This is a genomic window from Rhodopirellula bahusiensis (assembly GCF_002727185.1).
GTDB lineage: Bacteria > Planctomycetota > Planctomycetia > Pirellulales > Pirellulaceae > Rhodopirellula > Rhodopirellula bahusiensis.
The window spans coordinates 221294-246366 of the sequence record NZ_NIZW01000006.1 but is presented as its reverse complement, the minus strand read 5'-3'; the positions used below and the strand labels follow the sequence as shown (position 1 = coordinate 246366).

Here is a 25073-nt window from a genome sequence, read left to right as displayed (position 1 = left end):
CGCGTGGGTGACTACCAAGTCTTGCGCCGCTTGGGCAGCGGTGGCATGGCGGATGTGTACGCAGCCAAACACTTGAAGCTGCGTCGTGATGCGGCGCTCAAGGTTCTGCGTCGCACCCCGCAGACCAGCCAAGAAGATTTGCAGCGATTTGAACGTGAGGCACAAGCCGCGGCGAGTTTGAATCATCCGAGCATCGTGCAGGTCTATGAGATAGGCGATCATCAAGGCACTCACTTCATCGCTCAAGAATTGATCGATGGATCCAACCTCAAACAGTGTCTGCAACAGTCCGGCCAGTTCACCGCGAAAGAAGGGATTGAGATTCTTCGGTGCGTGACGGAAGCACTGGTGGTCGCTCACACAGCGGGCGTCACTCACCGAGACATCAAGCCTGAAAACATCATGCGATCGGGCGATGGGGCTATCAAAGTCACGGACTTTGGATTGGCCCGCGTGCTGTCCAATACGGACGCCAGTGCAGCGGATCTCACCCGAGCAGGTTTGACACTCGGAACACCTCGGTACATGAGCCCCGAACAAATCCAGGGACATAAAGTCGACGGGCGAAGCGATCTCTATTCGCTCGGCGTGACCCTGTATCACTTGCTCGCGGGGCAGCCGCCATTTGATGCCGAGGAACCGTTGGCGCTCGCGGTCAAGCACCTGCATGAAATGCCGCAACCGCTCGACCACGCGAGAGGATCGGCCGATCTTCCGCCTTGGTTGGTTGCGACGATCATGCGACTGCTTCGCAAGACTCCCGCGGAACGCTTCACATCTGCGATGGAATTGCTGGATGTGATTCACGCGAACGTTTCGCCCTCCGAATCAAGTCGCGCTGTCGTTGCCAATGGAACAGAAGCAGGGTCCGGCGCGACCAAATCCATGGGGGCTGACCAAACGTCCGCCGCAGCGAATTACCTGGGTTCAACCTCCGCAACCATCCAACTGCAACGAATCACGGATGAGATCGCCAACGACCGACGACACGACTTCATGCGCTGGGTCGGGGTGATCGGTTTGGCTGTGATCGCGGCCTTGGCGGGTTGGGGCATTGCGACCTGGACGAAAGCTCCGTCCGTCGCTCAGTCTATTGGTGCTCCATTGGTCGCTCGTACGTCCAGCATCGAGGATCAATATTGGCAAGCCATTTCGCTCGATAGTGTTCCGGCTTGGAAGGCAGTCGAGGACTACTTTCCAAAGGATGAGATCACTCCCACGGAAGAAATCTATCACCTCAAAGCGGCGCTGCAGCTGACTCGATTGTTGATAGATGAAAAGCGATGGCCGGAAGCCTCCAAGGCTCTTTCGGGCGTCGAGCAATCCGCGAACGCGACTCGTCTCTATCGAGCGCTCGCGTTGGTCATGCGATACCAGATTGAGATGGGAATTGGTGCTCGAAGAGAAGCCAATCAAACCAAAACGAACCTTCGCAATTTGGTCGACGAACTGAGAAATGATCAGTCCGCGGCGTTGGAGACGTTTCGCGCATTGGTCCCATTGTCAGATAGGTTGGAATTGGGCTTGGACGAGCCCGCGGTGATTGACGGCCCGAGCGATCGTCGTTCGGCAGCTGAGTTCAAACGCATGCTTCGCCCAAGAGTTGGCTGAGCGGCGAGATCCAATGTCTCGGATAGGAGGCCGAGCTGCTCAGTCCAAATTCAATTCGTCGAAGACGTCGGCGATCAATTCCGAGTCGACTTGGCACATGGATTTCAGATCTGCATTGAGCAGCAGGCCGTATCCGTCAGCGATGTAGTCGAGCAGGGTTTCACCATCGACAATGAAGCCACCTACCTCATCGTCGCCAAAAAGATCGGCTCGCAGTTCAACAAATTCTGCTGCGGATGATTGGCCTGTGAACGCCACCAGGTAGGGCGAACCCTCCAATTCAGCGGTCAATGCTCCCAACTCGTCCGACTCATCGTCGTCTCGCAAATGGATCAGAACGTACGAATGGGCCATCAAGTGATCTGCCAACAACGCAGCGTCACGCTGCTGTATGGCAGTTCGGCATTCGTTCGTGTTGAGATCGGAATCCGCGGACATCTTGGTAAGATAACGGGTTTGGCGACTTTGCAGAATCAGGGCCCGGCATAAATCGCGATTTTGTCGCCACGACTTCTGACAGATGACGAACAAACGTTCCCCTCTTTTAGGGGCCCGGGAATTGCGCATGCTTAAATGTAATTCGAACGCTCCGATTTGAGTGTATGTTCATTAGGCTTTCTGCCATAATTGTCAGCTAGGAAGCGCAAGTTCGTTACGGTAGGCGGACTCGAATCACCATCCATGTTGCAAATGATTTGCCATGATTCTGAAAATGCTCGCTCCCACGATGGATTTTCGTGAGGCAAGTCGCGCCGTTTTAGAGCATCTGCAGTCGACCACTGGGTTGGCTCTTTGGATGATCACTCGAACGGAAGACGAAGCCTGGATCATCCTCGATCGGTCGGACCCAAATGACGTGTATCCCGTTGATTCGGGTGACATGATTCAGTGGTCCGACTCATTTTGCCAGCACATGATTGAGGGTACCGCTCCTCAGATCGCGCGGCATGCTCAACAGATACCGCTTTTCGCTGGATCGACGATCTCTCAAAAACTTTCCATCGGCGCATACGCTGGTGTTCCGATTCTGGACCGAGATGGGGAACTGTTTGGCACTCTTTGCGGCATTGATCCTGAGATCCAACCGGAAGCCTTCGAAGAACACTTGCCACTGATTCAGTTGTTGGCGCGGATGTTGGGTGGCTACCTTTCAATGGAAATGCAGTTGCAGTCGATGCAACGGAAGAGCGATCGCAGTTCGCTGCATCAAATGGTGGATCCAACGACGAGCTTCTTCAACCGTGAAGGCTGGAGCAGGTTGATCCAACGCGAACGCGAACGCGCCAATCGCTTGGGACGTCCATCCAATGTTTTGCGAGTTGAGATCAAACTCACTGTGCAAACCAATTTGTCCGAAGTCGTCTCGGCCATCAAAGACGAATTTGGTTCTGAACACTTGATTGGACACATCGCGACCGACCAATTTGAAATCTTGCTTGAAGACCATGAGATGTCATTGGTCATCGAGCGAGGGCGATCCATTCAAGATCGATTGGCATCACGGGGGATCGCATCGGATTACAACGCGTTCAACCTGAAGGTTGTCGAAACGGCCACCGCATAGCATTCGCGGTGAGATGTCAACGTAGAAGTCAGGGCTTTATAGCAAGCCGTTTTCTTCCAGTCGCACCAGCAATCGCACGATCTCGACCGGTCGAGTGAATTGGAATCGCTCCAAGATCTTTGCACGTCGGACTTCAACTGATCTTCGCGTCAAACCAACCATCGTGGCGATGTCACCCGTGGTGTCGCCCATTGCGATGGCTTCGCAAATTTGGCGGTCCACCGAATCGAATTGCTGATAGACCAACAGCGATTCGCTCAGCGAAAGTCCTTCTTCTGCTGCGTCTGTTTTTAGTAACGCAACTGGACGGATCAACGTCGCGCTGATTGCGTTGGCGCCAGAGTTGTAGTCACGACGGATGCCGCTGACATCCCAAAAGCACATTCGTCCGCGATCGTCTTTGGATTGAAACGAGTAGTCCAGTTCGGTCGCACCCAACGATATCAAATCGCTTCCACCGCTCAATATTTGAACCATGTCGATGGGCAATCTGTTAGGAAGCGACTCGGATGCTAAGAACTCAACTTCGACGAACAGATCCTCGAGTGTTTGATTCCAAGCGATCAACTTGCTGTCGCGATCCAGCAAAAAGACCCCGGATTCCAAACGCAACTGAGTGAGTGATCCACGCAGCGAATCAGTGGGAAGTTCTGGCGCGGGTATCGCGAAACGGTCCAGATTGCTCTCCGGGAGCCCCGCAGCCATGGCGTCGCTGAAATGTGTGTTCAACCAGCGGTCCATCACCCTTCGATCTTCCGCGAATGGGCGGCGGTAGGCCAGTCGATGAATCGCAGTGGAAGCTTGCTGGACCATGCCAACCCTCGACCCTTGTAGGGAGGAAAGCACTGAGGCTGAACCCAATCGAATTGGATTCACAAGAGCCTCCCACGTCTACTTCATGTTTCGTGGAAGCGATCGTAGCACACCACCGGAAGGGCCGCGTCAAATGGCTCGGAGCCAGCAGGACTATTGCAAAGTCAATCGAGGATGAGTCTCGAACCAGTGTGTTCTCTCGAAGTCATCTGGAAGAGCGTCAAAGTGGTGGTCTGTGGAGACTGCCAATGGGGCACAATGCAGTCCCCACATGACCACCTACAAAGTGGACCGATATCACGGGGCAAGCAATATCCAGTCGAACTTTGATTCGCATATGCGAACACTAACTGCATCGGACGTGTGAATATGCGCAATGACTGAACCGAAGACAAGCCCTACATTTCACCTAGAGCTCCCACGCAGATTTTCAGGCCTCGCGAACTGGTCGGATCCTGGGCTCGGGAAGCATCGCCTGCATTTGTTGGCAGATTTCGCCTTTGAGGCGTTTGTGGTGCCCTTCTTGGTAGTTGTTGGCGAACCAGATTCCCGTGTCGGTTCCGGTCAGCAGGATTTCGTCGGCCTGTAGAAGGTCTTTCGGCATCAGTGGTGCCTCGAGACACTGGATTCCCTGCTCATTTGACCACTTTCTCACCAGTCCCATTGTCACCCCTTTGAGTACATCTTCTTCCGGTGGGATGATCAATTGGCCGTCTCGTAAGATCGCCACATTTGCCAAGCTTGACTCCGTTACGCTGCCATCCGAATCGAGCAGCAATCCCGTCGCGTCTGGAGCCACCTCCTTCGCCTCAAGGTCTGCCAAGTAGTAGTGCAGCCGGTTTCGCACTTTCGCATGTCGAGGCCAGGACTCCATGGGTGGCTGAACCACTGTCGTCACAGCAATCGGCTGACCATGTGATTGACGACGAGCAACAGCTTCGTGGTCGATCTCGTTGAGATGCACTGCCCAAGTGGGATCAAACTTGGATGATCCGGCGGTCACCCAAATCGTCATCCCAACATCACTTTGTTGGACCAAGTCAGCGTTGAGTTCTAAGCACGCCTCGATCAATCGTTCGAGCTGACCGGTAGTCGGGCCCTTTTCAATCTTCAGTAACCGCAGAGTTTCGGCAAGTCTCTGGAGGTGCTGATCCGCGCAAAAGATTGTTCCCCCATAAGTGCGAAGTCGCTCGACCGCCGTCACACCCTGGCGAAACCCCAAATCGTCGATCGGCAACGAGATCTGATCAAACGATCGCCATTCGCTCACGTTCCAGGCGGGGCAACAAAAGTAGGCGTTGTGACCCAGGAACGATCCGCCGGAATCTTGGTCCGAAGCAGTTGGGACAACGTTCAAATTGACGGAACCACATTGTTGGAATCAGCCGCTTCGGACGATTTCGTTTCACGGCTATCCGACGCTCTTGATCGTCGCCACAGAGCGGCAATCTCAGTGAACAAAGATTCCGCGGAAGTCTGATGATAGAGCGAATCGGCTGGCAAACCTTCGGTGAGTCGGCGATGGGCCTTGCCAAGGTTGTGATATGGCAACCTCGGAAACAAGTGATGCAGCGCATGGAACCGGGTTCCAATTGGCCCCCACAATTCGCTTGCCCAGGCATGATTGGGATAGTTCACAGAATCCAGCAACTGTTCCGAAAAACTCATTTCACCGCCGTCATTGGTCCACCGGTGGGCACCCAGCGTGCGGACTTCGTTCAGAATCAAGATGCCCACACCCACGGCATAAGCGATCAACCAAAACGGATCGAGCCACTGATCGCGAAGCAAGCCGCCACGAATTAAGAACCAGACACACCAAGCGAAGCACAGGACTTCTTGCAGCAGGACGACACGCATCACTTTGGGTGACGCATCGGGGCGTTCATAGAACGGATCAACGACCATGGTCGAAAGATGGCGATGAACGAGCGGTCGCAAACTGGGGACGATCCAGCACAACGGACTGATGACAGCGAAACGAAAAATGGCCAGCAGAGGCAAGAACAACGCTTGTCCAATGAAGACCGCGATCATCCACGGTCCTCGGTTGCTCAACGGCAAGTACTCGCCGTCATGTTCGGTGCCGTAATGTTTGCGTCGGTGATGGTCGACGTGCGGATAATACAGAAACGAGGGCACGAAGAAGAAGATTCCACAGAGTGCATTCCAGGCAATTCGGAACGCAGTGAACCCTTTTTCGGGCAAATGAACCAGTTCATGAATGAACATCAACGCCCGCATGTACAGAATGAGCGTTAGCACATAGCACACTGCCATCCCCGCCCAAACCTGCGGAGTGAATCCGTAAAACCACGGCAACAGAAAGATGCCGTGAAGGAACACGTGACCAGCCAAAATCGAGCACAGAAAGTCCACCCAGTAGATCGTTTGGTTGGGACGCTGCAAATCGGAGATGAGTGTGCGAGCCTCTGAGAACCGGAATCCGTGGCAGGAGGCGTCGGGAGTGTTGCCGCTCATTTCGCTATGAAAAAAAGGGGGTGTGAACGCATCATCGCTGGTGATGTAAGATCAGAGTTAGTCAATCAGACAGCAAAATGCAATTCAGATTTGTGATCTTGGCCCGCCATTCGGTGGTTGCCGACACAACTTTTCGATTCCCGGATCCATTGGTGTAGCCACCTCGGTCGGGATGGTTTCCCCTCTATCAAACGCACCGGACCTCAACGCATTGACTCAAGCGGCCACCCAATCGACCGGGCTCCACATCGTCGTCGTGGGTGCCGGGGCCGCGGGAATGATGGCGGCTGCGGAAGCCGCTCGATCGGGTGCACGCGTCACTCTGCTGGAGAAAAACACAAAGACCGGTGTAAAAATCCTGATGTCCGGCGGCACCCGCTGCAACATCACGCATGACACCGATGCGAAGGGAATCACGGAAGCGTTTGGACACGCGAAACGTTTTCTGCAACCGAGCATTGGCAAGTTTGGGCCCTCGGACGTGATCGCGATGTTTCATGAGCTTGGCGTTGAAACCAAGCGGGAAGAAACCGGCAAGATCTTTCCTGTTAGCAACCGAGCGATTGACGTCCGAGATGCCCTGCATCGTTCCATGTTGGACGCCGGTGTCCGCCTGGAACTTCGCTGCTCTGTTAAAGACATTCGCCCATTGTCCGATTCGCGTGACCAGTGGAGTGTTTCCATCGACCGCGATGGTCATGCCGATGAACTGTTCGCGGACCGCGTTATCGTCACGTCCGGCGGAAGAAGCTGGCCCGGATGTGGGACAACTGGCGATGGTTATGAATGGTTGCGAGCCCTGGGGCACACGATCGTGGAGACGCGTCCCGCGTTGGTTCCTTTGGTGGGTGGAACCAATGTCACACAGGCTTTGTCTGGACTGACCTTGCCTGACGTCAACGTGTCCGTTTTCACTCCCGACCACCGATCGGGCAAGAAGCCCAAGGTTCAACGTCGGTCATCTTGGTTGTTCACCCATTTTGGTTTCTCAGGTCCGGCGGCCATGGATGTCAGTGGAGTGATGACCGCCTACGAACGCATTCAAGATTCCGTCATGAGATTGGATTTGGTGCCAGATGTTTGCGAAGTTGAACTGCGTGACATCTTGAGCAACCGATCGGGTGAAGCGGGCAAGCGATCGGTGGCGAATCTATTGCAACAATGGGTTCCCTCTCGTTTAGCACTCGCTATTTGTGAAGAGAGTCACCCGGCGAATGCAAACTGCAAACTTGCTGAGTTGCCCAACAAAGTGGGAAACTTAATGATCGAAAAACTCAAGCGTTGGCATCTGCCCGTCAATGGAACGCGTGGCTTTGCCAAAGCCGAGGTGACCGCCGGTGGTGTCCGGCTGAACGAAGTGGATCCACGAACGATGCAAAGCCGATTGGCGAAAGGTTTGTTCATCGCCGGCGAGATTTTGGATGTGGATGGCTGGATAGGAGGCTACAACTTTCAGGCCGCCTTCAGCACCGGTCGCGCAGCGGGGATCGCAGCTTCGCAAACCGACGATGCTTGAGATCAACGTCTCCTTGATCAAGAATGAATACTCAACCGACGCCTTCACTCCTCTCATGGAAGACACCGCATGCCTGATTTGATTGCTCAAGGTGCTGGGGATGGGTTCCGTTGGCGAAAAGTCCTTCCCGAATTGGTCGCCGGGGTGGATGTCCTATTGGGACGTCAGCCATCTGGTTCGCCCGATCCTGTTCCAGTGCAGTCAACCGGCGGCAACCCAGCCGACACTGACACGGCTGATTCGGAACCTTCCGAACGAGAAATTGTTCTTCAGCGAGATCGCCGTCGGACGCGAACCATTCACTGGCAAGTCGGCTGGGATCAATCGATCTCCCGTTGTCACGCGATCCTGACCATTTTGGAAAACGATCGTATCCAGGTTCATCAGGACGCACGTGGACGCAACCCGATCTTTTTTCGCGGCCGCCCGAGGGATCGTTTTGTGGTCGTGCCTGGCGAACACTTTGTAATTGGCGAAACCACGTTCACGCTCGCCCGACGACCTGGTTTCACCGACGATGTCGGGCATGTCATGCGTGGGCAGTCGATTGAAGAGCGTGCCGCAGACGCGTCGACTCCTCGCGCCGGTCCCATTCCTCCTTCGCAACGCTCTGACATGGTCGGCAGCGCCGAAGGCGTCACTGAAATGGCCTTTGACGCATCAGTCCTTCGCGAACGAGACTTCCGTGATACTCGGCGACGCATCCAATTGTTGGCTCGTCTTCCCGACATCGTTGCCGGTAGCGTCGACGATGAAGAGTTGTTGGTTCGTGTCTCCGACACCTTGCTTCGGGCAACTCCTTCGGCATCCGCGGTTGCAATAGTGAGGGCAAATGTTCCGGAGCCCATGGGGGCTGGTGATGAGAAGCTAAGCAACGAGCATCCATCGGAGATGAAGGTGCTGCATTACGACTGTCGTGAGAACGGGGCGCAGCAGCACTCGGTCAGCTCACGTTTGGTCACGACGGCACTGCAGCGTCGCGAAAGTGTTCTGCATCTATGGGAAACCGAACGCAATGGAGGGATTGAATTCACCGCGGCTGAAAATGTTGACTGGGCGTTTTGTGTTCCACTGCGAAGTGAAGCTTGTGCCGGCTGGGCCATCTATGTTGCCGGCTCACGGGCACTTGGATCCAACTGGAAAGAGCTCGCCGATGACTCGGCCACTCTCGCGGATCGCTTGGGCGATGACGTGAAGTTTGCCGAGGTGGTGGGATCGTTGATCTCTGGCATCCGACAAACATCTCACTTCCAACAACGTCACCTGGCGATGCGGCGATTCTTTGCCCCGGTGGTTCTGGATGCATTGTCAGGACAAGACCCGCAAAGCTGGTTGCAGCCACGCCAATGTGATCTATCCGTGATGTTCTGCGACCTTCGAGGTTTTTCGCGAACATCAGAAATGCAAAGTGATCAGCTGCTCTTATTGTTGGAGCAAGTCAGTGCCGCACTCGGCGTCATGACTCGTCATATTCTTGATACGGGCGGCGTGATTGGAGACTTCCACGGTGACGCCGCCATGGGTTTTTGGGGCTGGCCGATCGAGCTTCAGCTTTCGGATCCGCATTCAGATCTCTCGGCATCGGCCCATGTTGTTGCCAGTGTTCTCGCAGCAGCTCGTGCGGCGGCGGGAATTCGTATGGATTACGCGACGGGTCAAACTGAATTCCGCTGTGGCATTGGCATCGCATCGGGGTCTGCCGTGGCAGGTCGCATTGGAACCGTCGATCAGGTCAAAGTCACCGCGTTCGGTCCGGTCGTGAACCTAGCAAGTCGACTCGAAGGCCTTACCAAACACTTCGGCGTGGAAGTCCTGATGGACCATGCATCAGCCAGCTCATTGCAGGCCTGGCTGGGGCAAGATGAATTCACAGAGGAGCCCTCGCCGTTTCGGCTTCGCAAGCTCGGTCGTGTTCGCGTTGCGGGAATGAAGATTCCGGTCGATGTCTATCAATTGGTCGTGCCCAGCGGCGGCACCCAAGATCTAACAGACTCGCAAATCGATGCGTATGAACAGGGCTGGGACGAGTTCGCCAAAGGAGATTGGGACTCAGCGTACCAGCGACTGCTGGAGCTTCCGGCTTGGGATCGACCAAAAGACGTGTTGCTGCGTCTAATTCTGCAGCACCATCGAATTGCACCATCGGGGTGGGAAGGCGTGCTTGACTTCCCCAAGTGAGACGCCGCGTCTCCATCAAGCTTCAGATAGCAATCAAAAACAGCGTCGTGAAGCGCATAAAAAAACAGCGAACCGTTTGTCAGTGGTTCGCTGCTCTGTCGTGTTTCGATGCTGATTCGATCGATATCCTGATCGAATGGCAAATGACTCGATTCGACGAGTCTTAGCCCATCAATTTTTCGAGTGCGGTCAAAGCGTTCTTCGCGTCCTGCACGCTGCCCATTTCTTCGACGATCTTTTTGACTTGCAACAGCGAGTCCAACGAAACTTCGTTGCTTGCTGCTGTAGCCTTGTTGGTGCTGCCAACTGGGCGGCCGCGTTTGGCTCCCTTGCTGCTCTTTTTCACGCTTGGAGCCGACTTTTTGGCCGACTTGCGAGCGGATTTCTTAGCAGATTTGCCCATGGTGGTGGACTTCACGGTGCTGACGAATGCAGGCGTGACAACGATTCCCTTCTTGCTCAATTCAGCCGCGACTTCCATTGGCTTGGCTTCGGGGTTCGCTCCGTAGTAATCACGAATCGCTTGTGACTTGTTGGGTCCACCAGATTTTTTGGCCACGTTTCACTCCATAAGTGTGTTTAGAAAACTTAATTTCGCAACACGTTATAAAAATCAGAGTTACTGTCAATGCTTCAAAGGCAACAATAGACATAAAATAGGCGACATTGTCATAGAAGAACGCTTACATGCGTTCTGCAACATCGATTCCCAACAAAGACAGTCCTTTCTTGAGAACACGACCGGTCAGCACAACCAACGCCAGTCGAGTTTGCATGACCGAGGGATCCTCGGTGCCAAGAACACGGCAGCTCTCGTTGAAAGAGGAGTATGTCTTCGCGGTTTCAAACAAGTAATCGCACAATGCATTGGGTGCGTAACTCAAGCGGACTTGTTCGACTGCCTCTTCAAAACGCATCAGCATCAATGCAAGAGAACGCTCGTTCGGATGTGTGAAAGTCATCGGTTGCGTGGCTGCGGCTTGCTCAATCACTTGTTCAAAATCAGGCAGGCCTTCTCCGTCGGATGCCCGTCGCAAAATACTTTGGGTCCGAGCGTAGGAATATTGCACGTAAGTCGCGGTATTGCCTTCCAATGCGACCATCTTGTCGACGTCAAACTTGTAATCACTGGTTCGATGATGTGACAAATCCGCGTATTTAATGGCTCCAATGCCAATGACTTCGGCAATTTGTTGTTGCTCGTCCTCACCCATTGGAGGGTCCATCAACGCCAAGCGGTCCGGGTTGCAAACAACTTCTTTGGCTCGATTCACAGCGTCATTCAATAGGCTCTCCAAACCAATCAAAGTCCCACTTCGTGTCTTCATGGGTCGCCCATCCGGTCCTAGAACCGTTCCAAAATTGACATGGACCAACTGGACCTCGCCCATTCCCAATGGTTCCGCCATCGCGAAGAACTTCTTGAAGTGTTCGCCCTGGCGCGAATCCACCACATACAGGATCTCGTCTGGTTGAAACTCATCACGACGGTATTGAAGTGTTGCTAAGTCTGTCGTGGCATACAAAAACGCCCCATCACGCTTTTGTATGATCATGGGGCTATCAAACCCTTCTAGGAAAACACAAATCGCACCGTCACTTTTAGTCGTTAAACCAAGCTTTGTAAGATGCTCGACCACGCCCGCCAGCCGATCGTGATAGAAGCTTTCACCTAGCGTATGATCAAATTGAACGTTGAGGCGTGTGTAGATTCGGTTGATTTCGTCCTGGCAATGCGGAAGAAAATCCTTCCACAACTCCAAGTTCTCAGCATCGCCTTCGTGCAATTTCGCTGTCTCACGAAGGACCGCCACGTCCACTTCGGAGTGCTCAGCGGCCAATTTTGCCAGTTCAGGGTCTCCATCAACGGCATCGATCTTGGACTGCAATGCCTCGATATCAGCTTCGACTGATGCGATTCGTCGATTCGCGGCTTCGGCGTTTTTGCGAAGCTTCTTCTTGTCCTTGGGTTTCAGGTTCTCGTCCGTTTCACCCGACTCAGCGGCTTGTTTCGCTGTAACTGCGTCACTTTTTGCCGCCTCTAGCTTGTCCGACATCGAGACCAATGACTTTTTGGCCTTCTGATATTCAATCAGTTGGTTGGTGAGTCGATAGAGCGATGACAGTTCTGGAACTGGATTGGCTGAGACCTTGGCTGGATCACCAAAGTGGCGGTAGCCATAAATGATGATTCCAAATTGGGTGCCCCAGTCACCCAAGTGGTTGTCGGTCACGACATCTTCGCCATAGAAACGCAGCGTCCTGGCTAAGCAATCGCCAATCACCGTGCTGCGGATGTGGCCCACATGCATGGGCTTGGCAACGTTGGGCGAAGAAAAGTCCACGATCACCTTCTTGGGATCAGTGGTTTGTGACACACCGACTCGATCGTCCAACAACATCTGTTGAATCGAATCGAAGAGGACCGAATCCTTGAGACGAAGGTTGATGAATCCTGGGCCAGCGACCTCAGGCTCTTCAAAAAGATCCGTGACATTAAGATTTTGCACCAGTTCGGCTGCAACGTCTCGGGATGTTTTACCCGCCCGTTTGGCCAGTGGCATTGCCGCATTGGATTGGTAATCACCAAACTTCGGGTCCGCCGCGGGACGTATCATGCCTGCGTAGTCACTTGGCGAGTCCGTTAGCGGCTTGAGGGCTTGAACAAATCGGGCCTGAAGAACATTGGGTAGATGCATCGAACCTACACACCTGGAGAAGAGGTGGGGAAGAAAAAGAAATGGGACATCCAAACGCTTTTCAGCGTTGAGTCAAACCAAGATCCGACAGCGGAATGGGAGTGGCGTCGGCCCACAACGATTCGAGGTCGTAATACTCACGAGTCTCTTCATCGAACAGGTGAACGACAACGCTGCCGTAATCGAGCACGATCCAACTGCTTTCCTGATAACCTTCGATTCCTTGCCGATGATCGCCCAAACCCTTTTCCAATGCGTCGTCGGTTTGCTCGCTGATCGCGTGCAACTGGCGACGGCTGGTTCCGGTGGCGATGACAAAGAAATCGAATTCAGCCGATTGCTCGCTGACGTTCAAAACCATCACGTCTTGACCATTATTGTCCAACGCGACCCGAGCGGCTTCAGTTGCCAATTTACGAGCATCTTCCAATCCATGCGGACGAATTGCCCGACTGGGATGAGCCATAGGATCAGCAGATGGGGTGTCGTTGGAGGAGGAAGGCGGTTGATCAGACAAGTTCAAACAACTTTCAGGCGATGGAGGAAGGAAGAGGGTGGGTGCAATCCCACGTCTCGGAGTTGTTCCGTAGTGTAACGCCTTTGTTTTATGGGGGCACCCGGCAATCGCCGCTGCAATACGCGATTCTGCCGTGTTTTCCGGCGTCGGATTGAATTGCCCGTCTCGACTGATCCGCCCCCGCTGGCGACAAGTTGACCGATCGAAAACAATGCCCTGTTCCATCCGCCTCCTTTCAATCCATATGCCCCCAAATGGGGCGTTTTCATCATGGCTGATTTCATCGATCCCGGCAAAAAGGCCCCCGCCTTCATGCTCAAAGACCAAGACGGCCAGACCGTTCAATTGAAAGACCATGCGGGCTCTCCAGTTGTTTTGTTCTTTTACCCAAAGGACAACACGCCCGGATGCACCAAAGAAGCCTGTGCGTTTCGCGATCGATACGCGGAACTGCAATCCGCAGGTGCCCAACTGTTTGGGATCAGCACCGATTCGGCGGAAAGCCACATCAAATTTCGGGACAAGTTTGAGCTTCCGTTTCCTCTGCTGGTCGATGAAAACCACGCCATGAGCGAAAAGTACGGGGCATATCGTGAGAAAAATCTGTACGGCAAGAAATCGATGGGCATCCAACGTTCGACCTATTTGATCGACGCGGCTGGCAAGGTGGTCAAGGTTTGGAAACGCGTTCGAGTTGATGGCCATGATCAACAAGTTCTTGATGCCCTCGCCGCGCTGTCGGAGCAGAATTGATCCCCATGAGTGAGCAAAAATATTGCATCGGCATCGACTTGGGCACGACGAACAGCGTCGTTGCTTATGCCCCTCAATCCGATTCAGAAGCCAAAACGACTGACCAAGCACCCGAGATTCAGCTGCTGCCGATCCCTCAGGTTGTCGCTTCCGGTCAAGTCGAATCCCGCACCTCTCTGCCGTCTTTCTTGTATCTGCCACGCGATCAAGAAGTCGACGCGTTGGAAGTGACGAGCGAACACGCGCGGTTTCCATCTTCGACGGAAGGTGTGGCGGGCGTCTACGCGAGGCAACAGGCTGCTGACAACCCGCAACGCGTCATCGTTGCCGCGAAAAGCTGGTTGTGCCAACGCAAGGTTGATCCCGATTCACCTGTCCTTCCATGGCAATCGCCGGACGAAATTCCCCGAGTGTCTGCCGTCGAATGCACCGGCATTTTCTTGCGGCATTTGGTGGCGGCGTGGCAGGCCAAGTTCCCGGACGCTCCCATCGACCAGCAACAGGTCGTCCTGACCGTTCCCGCCTCGTTTGATCCCGCCGCTCGCGAATTGACTCGCCGTGCTGCTATCCGAGCCGGACTGAACGAGAACTTTGTCCTTCTGGAAGAGCCACAAGCGGCCGTTTATCGCTATCTCGCATCAACCGATGGCAGTTGGCGTAAATCGCTTTCGGACGGCGACACCATGTTGGTCGTTGACGTTGGTGGTGGTACCACTGACCTCACGCTCGTCGGTGTGCAGGAAGAAGACGGCGAATTGATGCTGAAACGTGTCGCGGTGGGCAACCACTTGCTGGTCGGTGGCGACAACATGGACCTCGCACTGGCCTATCAGGCCGCCGAGCAATTCCGCCAAGCTGGCCATGACTTAGACCCGTGGCAGAGCACATCACTTTGGCACGCCTGCCGTGATGCAAAAGAACGGTTGCTCAGTCACGATGGCCCGGATTCGCAATCCATCTCCGTTCTTGGTCGCGGCAGTTCGCTGATCGGTGGAACGATCACGACTGAGATTCAACGCAGCGATGCTTCGACGCTGCTGTTGGATGGTTTCTTCCCAAAATGTGCACCACAGGAACGCCCTCAAGCCAACGTAGTCAGCGGTTTCCAAGATGTCGGACTGCCTTACGAATCCGATCCCGCGATCACGAAACACATCGCTGCCTTTTTGACGGATCAGTCAGCTTTGAGCAGCGAGGGTGAAGGCAACGGCCCCGTCACGCATTTGCTTCTCAACGGTGGCGTGTTCCGGAGTCCGGTGATGCGTGAACGGCTGGAGTCGACGCTTTCCTCATGGACCGATTCCAGTGTCGATACTTTGTCGTCGGAAGATGACCTGGATCATGCCGTCGCGATTGGTGCCGCCTACTACGGTTGGACCAAGACTCACGGCGGTATCCGAATTCGCGGTGGCACGGCCAAAGCGTTTTACATCGGAATCGAAACTGCCGGCATGGCGATCCCGGGTGCTCCCCGACCACTTCGGGCCGTCTGCGTCGCGGCACAGGGGATGGAAGAAGGAACCCAAGCGGAAGTGCCTGGCCAAGAAGTTGGTGTCGTGGTCGGCTCTCCGGCTCGGTTCCGATTCTTTTCCTCAACCACTCGAGCGAGTGACAATCCCGGCGACCGTTTGGACCGCTGGAGTCCGACGGAGCTTCAAGAAAGCGAACCCATCGAATTGACGTTGGATCAAAATCAAGGCGAAGACTCCGGTTCCTCAGCTTCGGACGAACCAGCTCAAAGCTTTGTGCCGGTGCAGTTTGAATCACGCGTCACCGAGCTGGGCATGTTTGAACTTTGGTGCCATGACAAACGTGGCGATCGACGTTGGAAACTGGAGTTCAACGCTCGCCAAGACGACGAGTCGTAGGAAGACGGAATGAATTCTCGCGATCCTTCGACCGACACTGATGATCCACTTCCGCCGCGTTATTGCATCGGAATCGATCTGGGCACGACCAATTGCGTGTTGGCCTATGTCGATACGGAAGTCGTGGAAGAAGACAGCGGCAACATGGAAGACGCGACGACCGAGTTCGCCGTTGAAACTTTCATGGTGCCACAGTGGGTGGATCTTGGCGTGGCCGAATCCAGGTCAACGCTGCCGTCGTTTCACTACACACTTCATCCTTCGGAGAAACTGTCGCACAGTGACTCGCACGATTGGTTGAATCCATCGGGCGACACCCTGGCATCGTGCGTCGGCGAATACGCCCGAATCGCCGGGCTGTTGCATCCCGGTCGGCAGATCGCATCGGCAAAGAGCTGGTTGTCGCACGAAGGCGTGGACCGGACCGCGGATTTGTTGCCTTGGCATGGTGACCATGACGTTCCGCGTCGATCGCCGGCGGATGCCTCAGCGAGTTATCTGAAACACTTGGTTGATGCTTGGGATGCCGAGCACCCCGACCATCCGATGTCGCAGCAAGACATCGTCATCACATTGCCGGCATCGTTCGATGAAGTCGCTCGTGAGCTGACCATTCGCGCCGCGAAGATGGCTGGTTTGCCTCGTATTCAATTGATCGAAGAACCCCAAGCCGCCTTCTATGCTTGGTTGGATCGACATCGAAGCAAATGGCAAGATCTCGTCCAAGTCGGCCAGCTCATTTTGGTGTGTGATATCGGTGGTGGCACGACCGACCTGACACTCATTCGTGTGCGTCCTGCCGACAAGGATGATCAATCCAACGTCGTTCAGTTTCATCGTGTCGCGGTGGGCAAACACCTGATCCTGGGCGGAGACAACCTCGACTTGGCCGTTGCAAAAGCGGCTGAAGCCAAAATTGGACGCACATTGAGTCCGCGGCAATGGCAACAACTGTTGGCGGCGGCTCGCCAAACGAAAGAGACGTTCCTGTCAGAGCCTCGACCCGAACGCACGACGATTCACTTGCCCGGCGAAGGTTCGTCGCTGATCGGTGGCGGGCTTAGCGTTGAAATGACCGCGGAAGAAGTCGACACGCTGCTGCTGGATGGATTCTTTCCGGATGTTGAGATGACGTCGGAAGTCGACTCGCAACAGAGCGGATTCCAAGAGGTTGGGCTGCCCTACGCTGCCGATCCCGCTGTCACCAAGCATCTTGCCGAGTTCCTTCGGGAGCATCGACGGACCGGTCTGGACGACCAATCCGCAAGCGACCCAGACTCGATGGACAGCGACCAAGTCAACTTGGTCCTCTTCAACGGTGGCGTGCTGACGGCGCCCGCGATACGGAAACGCGTGGTTGGTTCTTTGACGAGGTGGTTTTCCGAGCCCGCCGTCCTGGAATCCGCTCGGTTGGATTTGGCTGTCGCTCAAGGTGCAGCCCACTATGCGATGGTCCGACGTGGCCACGGAGTTCGCATCGCTGCGAACTTAGCCCGCACGTACTTCATGCAGATCGAACAGAACCCACCGCGAGCGGTTTGCGTGATTCCCGCGGACGCGCAGGCCGGACAGTCCTACCGGATCGACCAAGTCCCGATGGATCTGCGAGTCGGCGTGCCGGTTAGTTTCCCTTTGTGGGTCAGCAGCACGCGATTGGCCGACCGACCGGGAGAAGTGGTCGACATTGATCCCAACACGATGACCGCTTTGCCGCCCATTCAAACAGCGCTCAAGGATCGAAAACGCCGCGATCAATCCACGATGCAAATCGTGATCGAATCGGAGCTGTCAGAAATCGGAACGGTCGGTCTGTTCTGCGTTTCGGATCCGAAACGATGGCGACTGGAATTTGACATTCGCGGAACACTCGAAACCGATCGCGAATCGCATGACTACGCCGGGGAATCCGCGGGGATTGTCGATGAAGAAACGCTCGACGAATGCCGCCAATTGATTTCGCGAGTCTTTGTTGAAGGGACGCTTAAACCTTCTCTGTTGATCAAACGGCTTCAAACCACGGTCGGCTCTTCTCGAGACCAGTGGCCACCGGCACTGCTTCGGCAGTTGTGGGAATCGTTGTTGGAGGTTCAAGATCAACGTCGTCGTTCGTCCGCTCATGAATCTCGCTGGTTGAACCTGGCTGGTTTCGCTCTTCGTCCCGGATATGGCGTCGCGGTCGATGATTGGCGTACCTCGCAAACCTGGCGCATGATCTACGGAAAAATCACGCACCCGGATCACCAGGTACGCGCCGAGTCCTATGTGATGTGGCGACGTATCGCGGGCGGAATGACGGCGGGGCAACAAAGTCAACTGGCCACTTCGCTGGGCAAATGGTTGCTTGCGGGAACCTCCAATCAAGACATGGCCGAAGCCAACGAAGCGTGGCGGACGATTGGCTCATTGGAATTGCTGCCGATTGATCAAAAGCGAATTTTCGCGACCGCCGTCATGGAGTCGCTCGACCGCAAGAAAGCATCGCCGTTGTACCCCAGTCTGTTTTGGACGCTTGGACGCCTCGCGTCTCGAGTGCTGGCGTATGGACCGTTGAATTTGATCGTTCCGGCCACAGATGTCTCGCACTGGATTCAAAAACTCTCGAATTCGCGATCGCTTGAGACCAAAGACGATGCCACCAACCGTTTGGCCGCTTTCACGATCACGCAAATGACCCGTCGCTGCGATGACCGTTTTCGCGACGTCGACCAGCCCACGCGGGATCGAGCCTTGAGTTTGCTGGATCGACTCGGTGCCCCGGATCACTGGACCGATTTGGTCAAGAATGGCGGCCAACTCGATCACGAAGAACAGCAAGCCGTCTTTGGCGACACGCTGCCGCTGGGAATCGAACTGCGAGGTTGAACGGATTCGATTGCCTCCCGCATCGAATTCGCTCGCATTTGCTAGACTGCACCGGCTCTCGACCTCGTGTCAGTTTGTTCTTCAAGGATGCACTCGGTGACTTCGTCTCAATCCCCTGCCGGCAAACAATATTCGGCCAACAAACAGTCTCCATCCAGCACCTGGCTGATCGCCTTGGTCGCCATCGGCTTGCTCGCTGCGGCCGGTTATTGGTTCAGCCGCGGGCCCGCTGTCGATCCCGAAGATGACAAGGTCGCTGGCGGTGACGATCCGGCTCAGCAAATCGCGTCGCAAAACCTTGACCTGAACCGCGTTGCACTCGCGTCGATGGAAAACTTGGAAACCGATGACGCGGAAAAGGCATGGTCGTCGCTTTCCAACGCTCGCCCGGAAGACCTCTCGGTCGCGTTGAACCGGGCTCTGAACCGGGCGTTGACTATCGATGAACTGTCGGCGGTCGCCACCGATGCCTCAGCCAAACCAGAGGAGAAACAAGCTGCCCGGCAGCGACTGGCAGCCTTGCTCTCAGAAACTCGAGGTTTGATCCAGAAGTATGTTGATCTGGGCGGTGATTCCAACCTCGCAACTTGGATGAATGCTCGAGTTGACCTGAACGAAGCTAACTTGTTGCCACGGTCCGTGATGCAATCGATCCGCAAAGAGGTCTTTGGGCGGCTGATTGAATCGATTCAGAGCTCTGCCGAAGCGAAAGGCAACGAGAACAACTCCATTCTGCTGGCGGGCACGCTGACCCAAGTCGTCGATTTGTTGGAGGACCCCATTCGTGGCATCCCGCCGACAATTCTAGATCCCGCCGCGACCGCACTGACGCAGTTGTCCAACCAGCAGCCCAACAATCTTTACTTGGCCGTCCGAGCCGCACGACTCGGGATCGCGAATGAATTGAAAGCTTCTGTGGATGCGATCCGGCGAACGCAAACGCTCGCTGCATCAATCGAACCCACGCTTCGCCAACAGACCGCTCCGATTGGAAAGACACCGGCCGAATTAGTCGACGGAATTGTTGCGTCAGTCGAAGCCGGCAAGTTCGAAGAAGCTGACAACCAGATGATGTTGTGGTTCAACCTTTTGAATTCAACGGAGCTGATCAAGACCGACCGTCGCCGAGCGTCACCGCACCCTTTGGACATGATTCAGTTCGATTCCCTACGCCGACTTTCCGCAGAGGTTTCCAAACAATCACGAATTGCATCGGCCTCCGGACCATTGGTATACGACGTTGAATCTTTCAATGTTGCTGCCGACGGCATCGAAGTGTCATCGCCCACCGACCTGATTCCCATCGATGCCAACCTCGACTTCAAAATGGACTTGGTGTCGCTGCATCCGGGGGACGATTCCGCGGCGTTGTTCCTTTGGATGCAAGGCGACGATGGTTGGCAGAATTTCGGGACGCTGAAAGTGGAGGGTCAGTGGACCGGGATGATGGTCGCGGATTTGTTCATGGTCGACTCCAGTTCGCCAGGCCGACTTCGCCAGGACGCGACATCGCGAACCCACAACACACTTCGCAGTCTCATCCTCTTTGGCGAATCGGGCGTTCAATTGGTTGTTGTTGATGGGCGAGACTTCGGCCAGCCCGATGCGTCGGGTGAAAACACATTGAAAGCCGAGACCGCCGATGGGTTGGAAACGCTTCAGAACGTGAGTGCCATGATCAGCGGTGACTTTGAAGGTGACGGGGACCTCGACGTGATGGCTGCCACCGAACGTGGTTGGGAACTGCTCGTCAATCGCGGCAATCGGACCTTCTTCCCGCTGCCGACGAACGATCAACAAGCCACGTCGTGGGGCGAAGGCGATCAGCCCGTCGCCTTCGCCATCGCTGACTTGGATCGCGACTTGGACCTGGACGTCGTGACGGTCCACCCCAAGTCAGGCCGCGTCGGCTGGATCGAGAACCTGCTGCACCTTCAGTTTCGTTTCTCCTACCGAGACGATATTCCCGTTTTGCCAGGTGTGGATTCGCTGGCGATCGAAGATGTCGACGGCAACGTGTCTTGGGACATTGTGTTGGGATCACCCAAAAACGGGCAGCTCGTGTTGTCGCACACCGGCGACATCGGAGTGTGGCGCGTCGATGCAGTCACGCCCTTCTCGTGGCCGACGTCCGATGATGACTCGCAATCATCGCAATCTAATCCTGGTTCACTCGTTGTCGCCGATTTGGACAACGATAGTTTCTACGAGTGCCTTCGCGGCGGAATCGCTTCTTCCGCGTTGGAATTGTCGCCGGCTTCGTCAACGGATGAATCGCCGTCCGAGTTTGGGCCGAAGCAGGATTTGCAATGGAATGGCTCCCGCGAAAACGCGGGGCTTCACATCCATACTGCCACTGACTTCGATGGCGACCTGCGACTTGACTTGGTTGGATGGCCCGAAAATGCAGAAACAAGTTCACCGGCCATCTCCGTCGCGTCCAACGCGACAAAATTGAATGGCAAGGCTGTTTCGGTTCGATTCAAAGGCATCGATGACAACAATGCGAACAGTGGCCGAGTCAATCATTACGCCGTTGGATCGGTCCTCGAGTTGCGGTTTGGTCCGCACTATCGATCTCGCATCATCACCGACCCAACCACTCACTTTGGGTTGGATGGATTGACCGGCCCCGGGAATTTGCGAGTCATCTTTCCCAACGGTCTGACACAATCGGTTCCAAAGATCGAGTCCGGTGTCATGATCGAAGAGGAACAAACTCTCAAGGGATCTTGTCCATATCTCTATGCCTTCAACGGAGAACGATTTGAGTTCGTCACCGATTGTTTGTGGGCCGCTCCACTTGGATTGCAAACGTCTCCCGGTGTCGTCGTCCCTGATCGTCCCTGGGAACATTTGCTCGTCGAAGGAAAGTTCTTGGCTCCTCGCGACGGAGCCTATGAACTTCGAATCACAGAAGAACTATGGGAAGTCGCTTACTTCGATCAGTTGGAATTGGAGGCGATTGATCACCCAAAGGAGGTCGTTGTCTTCACCAATGAAAAGGTCGGACCTCCGTCCGTTGCTGAACCAACGATTCACGCGTTTGAACGATCGGAACTGCAACCGCTTTCGAAAGTCACCGACACATCGGGAGCGGATGTGACTTCGCTTCTCCGCGAGACGGATGGTGAGCATGTACAGGGCTTTGAACATCGCTATCGGCAAGGCCTTTGCCCGCCACATTGGATCGATCTCGACTTGGCAGATCGAGTGTCAGGCGACCTGTCCCGCGACGCGAATATTCACCTGGTTTTGAATGGCTGGATTCTGCCAACTGACACGTCACTGAATATCCAAATTGATCAGAACCCTGAACTAGCATCGCCTGAGCCACCGTCGCTTTGGGTTCCGGATGACGCCTCCGAATCCGGTTGGAGTATTGCTTCGCCCTACATCGGGTTCCCCGGCGGCAAGAACAAAACGATCGTGGTCGACATCACTGATCACGTGAACCGCGACGATCCGCGAATTCGAATCCGAACGACCAACCAAATCTACTGGGATTCCACCGCGGTTTCGATTCGAACGGACGAAGAGATCGAGCGACTACACTCGCTCGTTCAGGTTCACCCGCTGGCGTTGCAATCCGCCGAAGTGGCGTGGCATGGTTTTTCGAAACGAAGCCATCCTGGGCCGAAACAGGCTGAGACCTATGACTATCAAATCGTCCAGGACTCGCCTCGTTGGCCACCTTTGGACGGACCATTGACCAAGTATGGTCCCGTCGAGGATCTGATAACGGACTGGGACGATTCGATGATTGTGATCAGCGGTGGCGATGAAATTCGACTGCGTTTTGCTGTTCCGGATAACGAACTGCCCGAGTCCCAACAACGCGACTTTGTCTTGCACGGAGTCGGGTGGGACAAAGACGCTGACCTGAATACCCTGGCCGGGCAATCGACGCTGCCCATGCCATATCGATCGATGAGCAAGTATCCGCCGCCGGCCACTCAAACGACGGGTGAGACCGATTCGCAAGAAATCAACTCGGGCCACCTCTCACGAGAACAATCGTTTCGCGAATTCTGGTCGCGCGGTGTGAATTCGCGTCAGCAACCAAGCGAGACGCCAGTTCACTAAGCGTGTTGGAGAGTCGCTTTCTTCGACATCCGTAGGTTCAGGAATTCGACCATGAGAGAGAACGCCATCGCGAAGTACACATATCCCTTGTTAATCGGCGTTCCAACGGCTTCACTGAGCAGCACCACAGAGATCAAGATCAGAAACGACAACGCCAGCATCTTGACCGTCGGGTGTTCCTGAACAAAGTCGCTGATTTGATTGGCAAACGTGATCATCACGCCCACGCTGATCACCACCGCAGCGATCATGATCGGCAGGTGCGAAGCCATTCCAACGGCGGTGATCACGCTGTCGAGTGAAAAGATGACGTCCATCAGCGCGATTTGAAACAACACCGAGCCCACCGTGACTGGCTTTCGAGATTTCACTGCCGCATCGGCTTCGGGCAAATCCATGTCCATTTGTGGATCGTCATCATGCTCTCCTTCGATTTTGTGGTGGATTTCTCGTACCGCGGTGAACATCAGGAAAAGGCCGCCGAACAGCAGGATCAAATCTCGTCCGCTGACTTCATTGACTTCTGCATCGGCAGTCAAGTGTTCTCTCAACGATTCGATTGGCACCAGTGATGAGAGTTCGATGATCGGCGACTGAAGGCTCATCAACCAGCCGATCATCATCAGCAGCAGGATTCGCATTCCCATGGCGACGAACAATCCAAATCGCCGAGCAAATGATCGTTTCTCGGCCGGAAGCTTTCCGGTCAGGATCGCGATGAACACAATGTTGTCGATGCCCAGCACGATCTCCATCAGCGTCAGCGCAAACAACGCGATCAATGATGGGACCGACCACAGCGGCACATCCGAGGCAACTTCAACCGACGAGGCAATCAAATCCATCATGGGACTCACAACAGAGACTTCCGAACTTGCAACACAAAGAAAACGCGAACCGAATCCGCGCGTCTGTCGCAACAGCCATCGACGGAAACACGGACTAAGTGGGTGACAGCCACGGCGCGGCCAAACCAGCCAACCCCATTAGCAATAACAATGCCATCGTGATTCGGCGTAGACGCTGCGTCCCCAGAGCCGTTCCAACTTTTAGCCCGACCCAAGTGACCATCAGCAAAATAGGAATCGCGGCGGTGGCGATCAATGCCGGGGGAATCACGCGAGATCCAAAGAACCATACCAAAATCGCGATTCCTGGGGCCAAGCTGATCAGATACATCGAAAACAAGAAGCCTCGCATTCGCCGCGTGTCCCAATCATGGGCTTGCACCCAAAGCACCATCGGCGGCCCGCCCATGCCGACCAAGCCCTGCAGAAAACCAGACAGCGGAAACACCAAGTAGCTCCAAATCGACGCCACCTGTTCTCGTGGCCTGGGCCGAAACTGCATCGTTGCCAACGTCGCCGACAAAACGGCCACGCCGACAATCTGCCGAAGTGTGACCATCGAAAACGATTCCATCCATTGCAGCGTCAGCACGCCCAAAGGCAGGAACAACAATCTCGCTGCTCCGGGCCAAACCAATCGTTTGGAATCCAGCGAATCGCGGAACGAGACGACTCCCCATAGGTTTTGTGGAATGGTCGCTACCAGCAACGATGTTTGGGCTTCCGGGATGGAATACCCGGCCCATAGAAGCAGCGGCACAATGACCAACCCGCCGGCAAATCCAGCGGCGGCTTGAACAAAGATGCCCAGGCACAGTACACCCACCAGTTGCCAAGTCGCCGGTTGAGCCAGTATCTCAAGAAAGCTCACGCGGATTCCGACGATTCGTCCGAGCCAGACAATTTTGCGTTTTCGCGATGCCGAGTTGCGTCCCGCTTCGTTTTCTTGTCAAGGTTTCGCCGCAGGGCGTCCGTCAAATCGATTCCAGATTGATTGGCTAAGCAGATCACAACGAACATCACGTCGGCGAGTTCGTCTGACAGTTCACCAAGCACCACGCCGGGCTTGGTTGATTGTTCGCCCTTGGTTCGCGAAAGAATGCGAGCGACCTCGCCGACCTCCTCGACCAACTGAGCCAAATTGGTCATCTCATCGAAGTATCGAACGCCAATGGTTTGAATCCATCGGTCGACTTGCTCTTGCGCCTCGGCAATCGAGATGGACGAGGACGTGCGTTCCGCGGGGTCCGAAGAAGATTGCGGCATCAAATGTTTCG

18 protein-coding genes are annotated in these 25073 nt (G+C 54.9%); 8 read left to right on the top strand and 10 right to left on the bottom strand.

All coding sequences use genetic code 11. The features are described from left to right. Positions 1 to 3: 3 nt before the first annotated feature. Positions 4 to 1611 (top strand): serine/threonine-protein kinase, encoded by a 1608-nt coding sequence (locus CEE69_RS08785; RefSeq protein ID WP_099260309.1) that lies wholly within the window; start codon positions 4 to 6, stop codon positions 1609 to 1611. Positions 1612 to 1650: 39 nt separating this feature from the next. Here the strand turns inward: CEE69_RS08785 and CEE69_RS08780 are convergent, their stop codons facing one another. Continuing rightward, the gene (locus CEE69_RS08780; protein WP_099260308.1) at positions 1651 to 2049 is read right to left on the bottom strand and encodes a hypothetical protein; all 399 of its coding nucleotides are present in this window, start codon (positions 2047 to 2049) and stop codon (positions 1651 to 1653) included. A 262-nt stretch (positions 2050 to 2311) separates the two neighbouring features. Between CEE69_RS08780 and CEE69_RS08775 the strand changes: the two genes are divergently transcribed. Continuing rightward, positions 2312 to 3175, top strand: coding sequence for a GAF domain-containing protein (locus CEE69_RS08775; RefSeq protein WP_099260307.1), 864 nt, complete (start codon positions 2312 to 2314; stop codon positions 3173 to 3175). A gap of 36 nt (positions 3176 to 3211) precedes the next feature. On the opposite strand, the gene CEE69_RS08770 is transcribed toward CEE69_RS08775, so the two are convergent. The 3 genes from CEE69_RS08770 to CEE69_RS08760 form a co-directional block, all read right to left on the bottom strand. After that, positions 3212 to 3988 carry a transcriptional regulator gene (locus CEE69_RS08770; protein ID WP_099260306.1) on the bottom strand — a complete coding sequence of 259 codons (777 nt, stop codon included), beginning with the start codon at positions 3986 to 3988 and terminating at the stop codon, positions 3212 to 3214. A 430-nt stretch (positions 3989 to 4418) separates the two neighbouring features. Then, positions 4419 to 5345 carry an aminotransferase class IV gene (locus CEE69_RS08765; RefSeq protein WP_099260305.1) on the bottom strand — a complete coding sequence of 309 codons (927 nt, stop codon included), beginning with the start codon at positions 5343 to 5345 and terminating at the stop codon, positions 4419 to 4421. Next, a complete protein-coding gene (locus tag CEE69_RS08760; RefSeq protein WP_099260304.1) occupies positions 5342 to 6469 on the bottom strand; it encodes a fatty acid desaturase family protein in 1128 nt (375 codons plus the stop codon). Before CEE69_RS08760 ends, CEE69_RS08765 begins: the two co-directional genes overlap by 4 nt. A gap of 172 nt (positions 6470 to 6641) precedes the next feature. Between CEE69_RS08760 and CEE69_RS08755 the strand changes: the two genes are divergently transcribed. Together CEE69_RS08755 and CEE69_RS08750 are read left to right on the top strand one after the other, a co-directional pair. Beyond that, positions 6642 to 7985, top strand: coding sequence for a BaiN/RdsA family NAD(P)/FAD-dependent oxidoreductase (locus CEE69_RS08755; protein ID WP_099260303.1), 1344 nt, complete (start codon positions 6642 to 6644; stop codon positions 7983 to 7985). 69 nt (positions 7986 to 8054) lie between these two features. Beyond that, positions 8055 to 10163 (top strand): adenylate/guanylate cyclase domain-containing protein, encoded by a 2109-nt coding sequence (locus CEE69_RS08750; protein ID WP_099260302.1) that lies wholly within the window; start codon positions 8055 to 8057, stop codon positions 10161 to 10163. 163 nt (positions 10164 to 10326) lie between these two features. On the opposite strand, the gene CEE69_RS08745 is transcribed toward CEE69_RS08750, so the two are convergent. From CEE69_RS08745 to rsfS, 3 genes are all read right to left on the bottom strand, one after another. Beyond that, positions 10327 to 10722: a hypothetical protein gene (locus CEE69_RS08745; RefSeq protein WP_099260301.1), complete on the bottom strand. Its 396-nt coding sequence runs from the start codon at positions 10720 to 10722 to the stop codon at positions 10327 to 10329. 124 nt (positions 10723 to 10846) lie between these two features. Then, positions 10847 to 12862 (bottom strand): arginine--tRNA ligase, encoded by a 2016-nt coding sequence (gene argS, locus CEE69_RS08740; protein ID WP_099260300.1) that lies wholly within the window; start codon positions 12860 to 12862, stop codon positions 10847 to 10849. Positions 12863 to 12923: 61 nt separating this feature from the next. After that, a complete protein-coding gene (rsfS, locus tag CEE69_RS08735; protein WP_099260299.1) occupies positions 12924 to 13328 on the bottom strand; it encodes a ribosome silencing factor in 405 nt (134 codons plus the stop codon). 321 nt (positions 13329 to 13649) lie between these two features. Here rsfS and bcp point away from each other — a divergent pair, with 321 nt between their 5' ends. The 4 genes from bcp (at position 13650) to CEE69_RS08715 (ending at position 22948) form a co-directional block, all read left to right on the top strand. Next, positions 13650 to 14132 (top strand): thioredoxin-dependent thiol peroxidase, encoded by a 483-nt coding sequence (bcp, locus tag CEE69_RS08730; RefSeq protein WP_099260298.1) that lies wholly within the window; start codon positions 13650 to 13652, stop codon positions 14130 to 14132. A 5-nt stretch (positions 14133 to 14137) separates the two neighbouring features. Next, the gene (locus tag CEE69_RS08725; RefSeq protein WP_099260297.1) at positions 14138 to 16000 is read left to right on the top strand and encodes an Hsp70 family protein; all 1863 of its coding nucleotides are present in this window, start codon (positions 14138 to 14140) and stop codon (positions 15998 to 16000) included. A gap of 9 nt (positions 16001 to 16009) precedes the next feature. Then, positions 16010 to 18862, top strand: coding sequence for an Hsp70 family protein (locus tag CEE69_RS08720; RefSeq protein ID WP_099260296.1), 2853 nt, complete (start codon positions 16010 to 16012; stop codon positions 18860 to 18862). Positions 18863 to 18958: 96 nt separating this feature from the next. After that, positions 18959 to 22948 (top strand): FG-GAP-like repeat-containing protein, encoded by a 3990-nt coding sequence (locus CEE69_RS08715; protein WP_099260471.1) that lies wholly within the window; start codon positions 18959 to 18961, stop codon positions 22946 to 22948. Here the strand turns inward: CEE69_RS08715 and CEE69_RS08710 are convergent. The 3 genes from CEE69_RS08710 to CEE69_RS08700 form a co-directional block, all read right to left on the bottom strand. Beyond that, positions 22945 to 23796, bottom strand: a complete 852-nt coding sequence (locus tag CEE69_RS08710) for a TerC family protein (protein WP_099260470.1) — start codon at positions 23794 to 23796, stop codon at positions 22945 to 22947. The two genes, CEE69_RS08715 and CEE69_RS08710, sit on opposite strands and share 4 nt — an antisense overlap. Positions 23797 to 23890: 94 nt before the next feature. Beyond that, positions 23891 to 24667, bottom strand: coding sequence for a sulfite exporter TauE/SafE family protein (locus CEE69_RS08705; RefSeq protein ID WP_099260295.1), 777 nt, complete (start codon positions 24665 to 24667; stop codon positions 23891 to 23893). Continuing rightward, positions 24664 to 25062: a nucleotide pyrophosphohydrolase gene (locus CEE69_RS08700; RefSeq protein WP_099260294.1), complete on the bottom strand. Its 399-nt coding sequence runs from the start codon at positions 25060 to 25062 to the stop codon at positions 24664 to 24666. Before CEE69_RS08700 ends, CEE69_RS08705 begins: the two co-directional genes overlap by 4 nt. Between the last annotated feature and the right edge of the window lie 11 nt (positions 25063 to 25073).

What these genes read in the sequence shown, in the direction of transcription:
- CEE69_RS08780 (WP_099260308.1), bottom strand. Translation starts at nt 2,049, where the DNA reads ATGTCCGCGGATTCCGATCTCAACACGAACGAATGCCGAACTGCCATA.
- CEE69_RS08775 (WP_099260307.1), top strand. Translation starts at nt 2,312, where the DNA reads ATGATTCTGAAAATGCTCGCTCCCACGATGGATTTTCGTGAGGCAAGT.
- CEE69_RS08770 (WP_099260306.1), bottom strand. Translation starts at nt 3,988, where the DNA reads ATGGTCCAGCAAGCTTCCACTGCGATTCATCGACTGGCCTACCGCCGC.
- CEE69_RS08760 (WP_099260304.1), bottom strand. Translation starts at nt 6,469, where the DNA reads ATGAGCGGCAACACTCCCGACGCCTCCTGCCACGGATTCCGGTTCTCA.
- CEE69_RS08755 (WP_099260303.1), top strand. Translation starts at nt 6,642, where the DNA reads ATGGTTTCCCCTCTATCAAACGCACCGGACCTCAACGCATTGACTCAA.
- CEE69_RS08750 (WP_099260302.1), top strand. Translation starts at nt 8,055, where the DNA reads ATGCCTGATTTGATTGCTCAAGGTGCTGGGGATGGGTTCCGTTGGCGA.
- argS (WP_099260300.1), bottom strand. Translation starts at nt 12,862, where the DNA reads ATGCATCTACCCAATGTTCTTCAGGCCCGATTTGTTCAAGCCCTCAAG.
- rsfS (WP_099260299.1), bottom strand. Translation starts at nt 13,328, where the DNA reads ATGGCTCATCCCAGTCGGGCAATTCGTCCGCATGGATTGGAAGATGCT.
- bcp (WP_099260298.1), top strand. Translation starts at nt 13,650, where the DNA reads ATGGCTGATTTCATCGATCCCGGCAAAAAGGCCCCCGCCTTCATGCTC.
- CEE69_RS08725 (WP_099260297.1), top strand. Translation starts at nt 14,138, where the DNA reads ATGAGTGAGCAAAAATATTGCATCGGCATCGACTTGGGCACGACGAAC.
- CEE69_RS08720 (WP_099260296.1), top strand. Translation starts at nt 16,010, where the DNA reads ATGAATTCTCGCGATCCTTCGACCGACACTGATGATCCACTTCCGCCG.
- CEE69_RS08710 (WP_099260470.1), bottom strand. Translation starts at nt 23,796, where the DNA reads ATGATGGATTTGATTGCCTCGTCGGTTGAAGTTGCCTCGGATGTGCCG.
- CEE69_RS08700 (WP_099260294.1), bottom strand. Translation starts at nt 25,062, where the DNA reads ATGCCGCAATCTTCTTCGGACCCCGCGGAACGCACGTCCTCGTCCATC.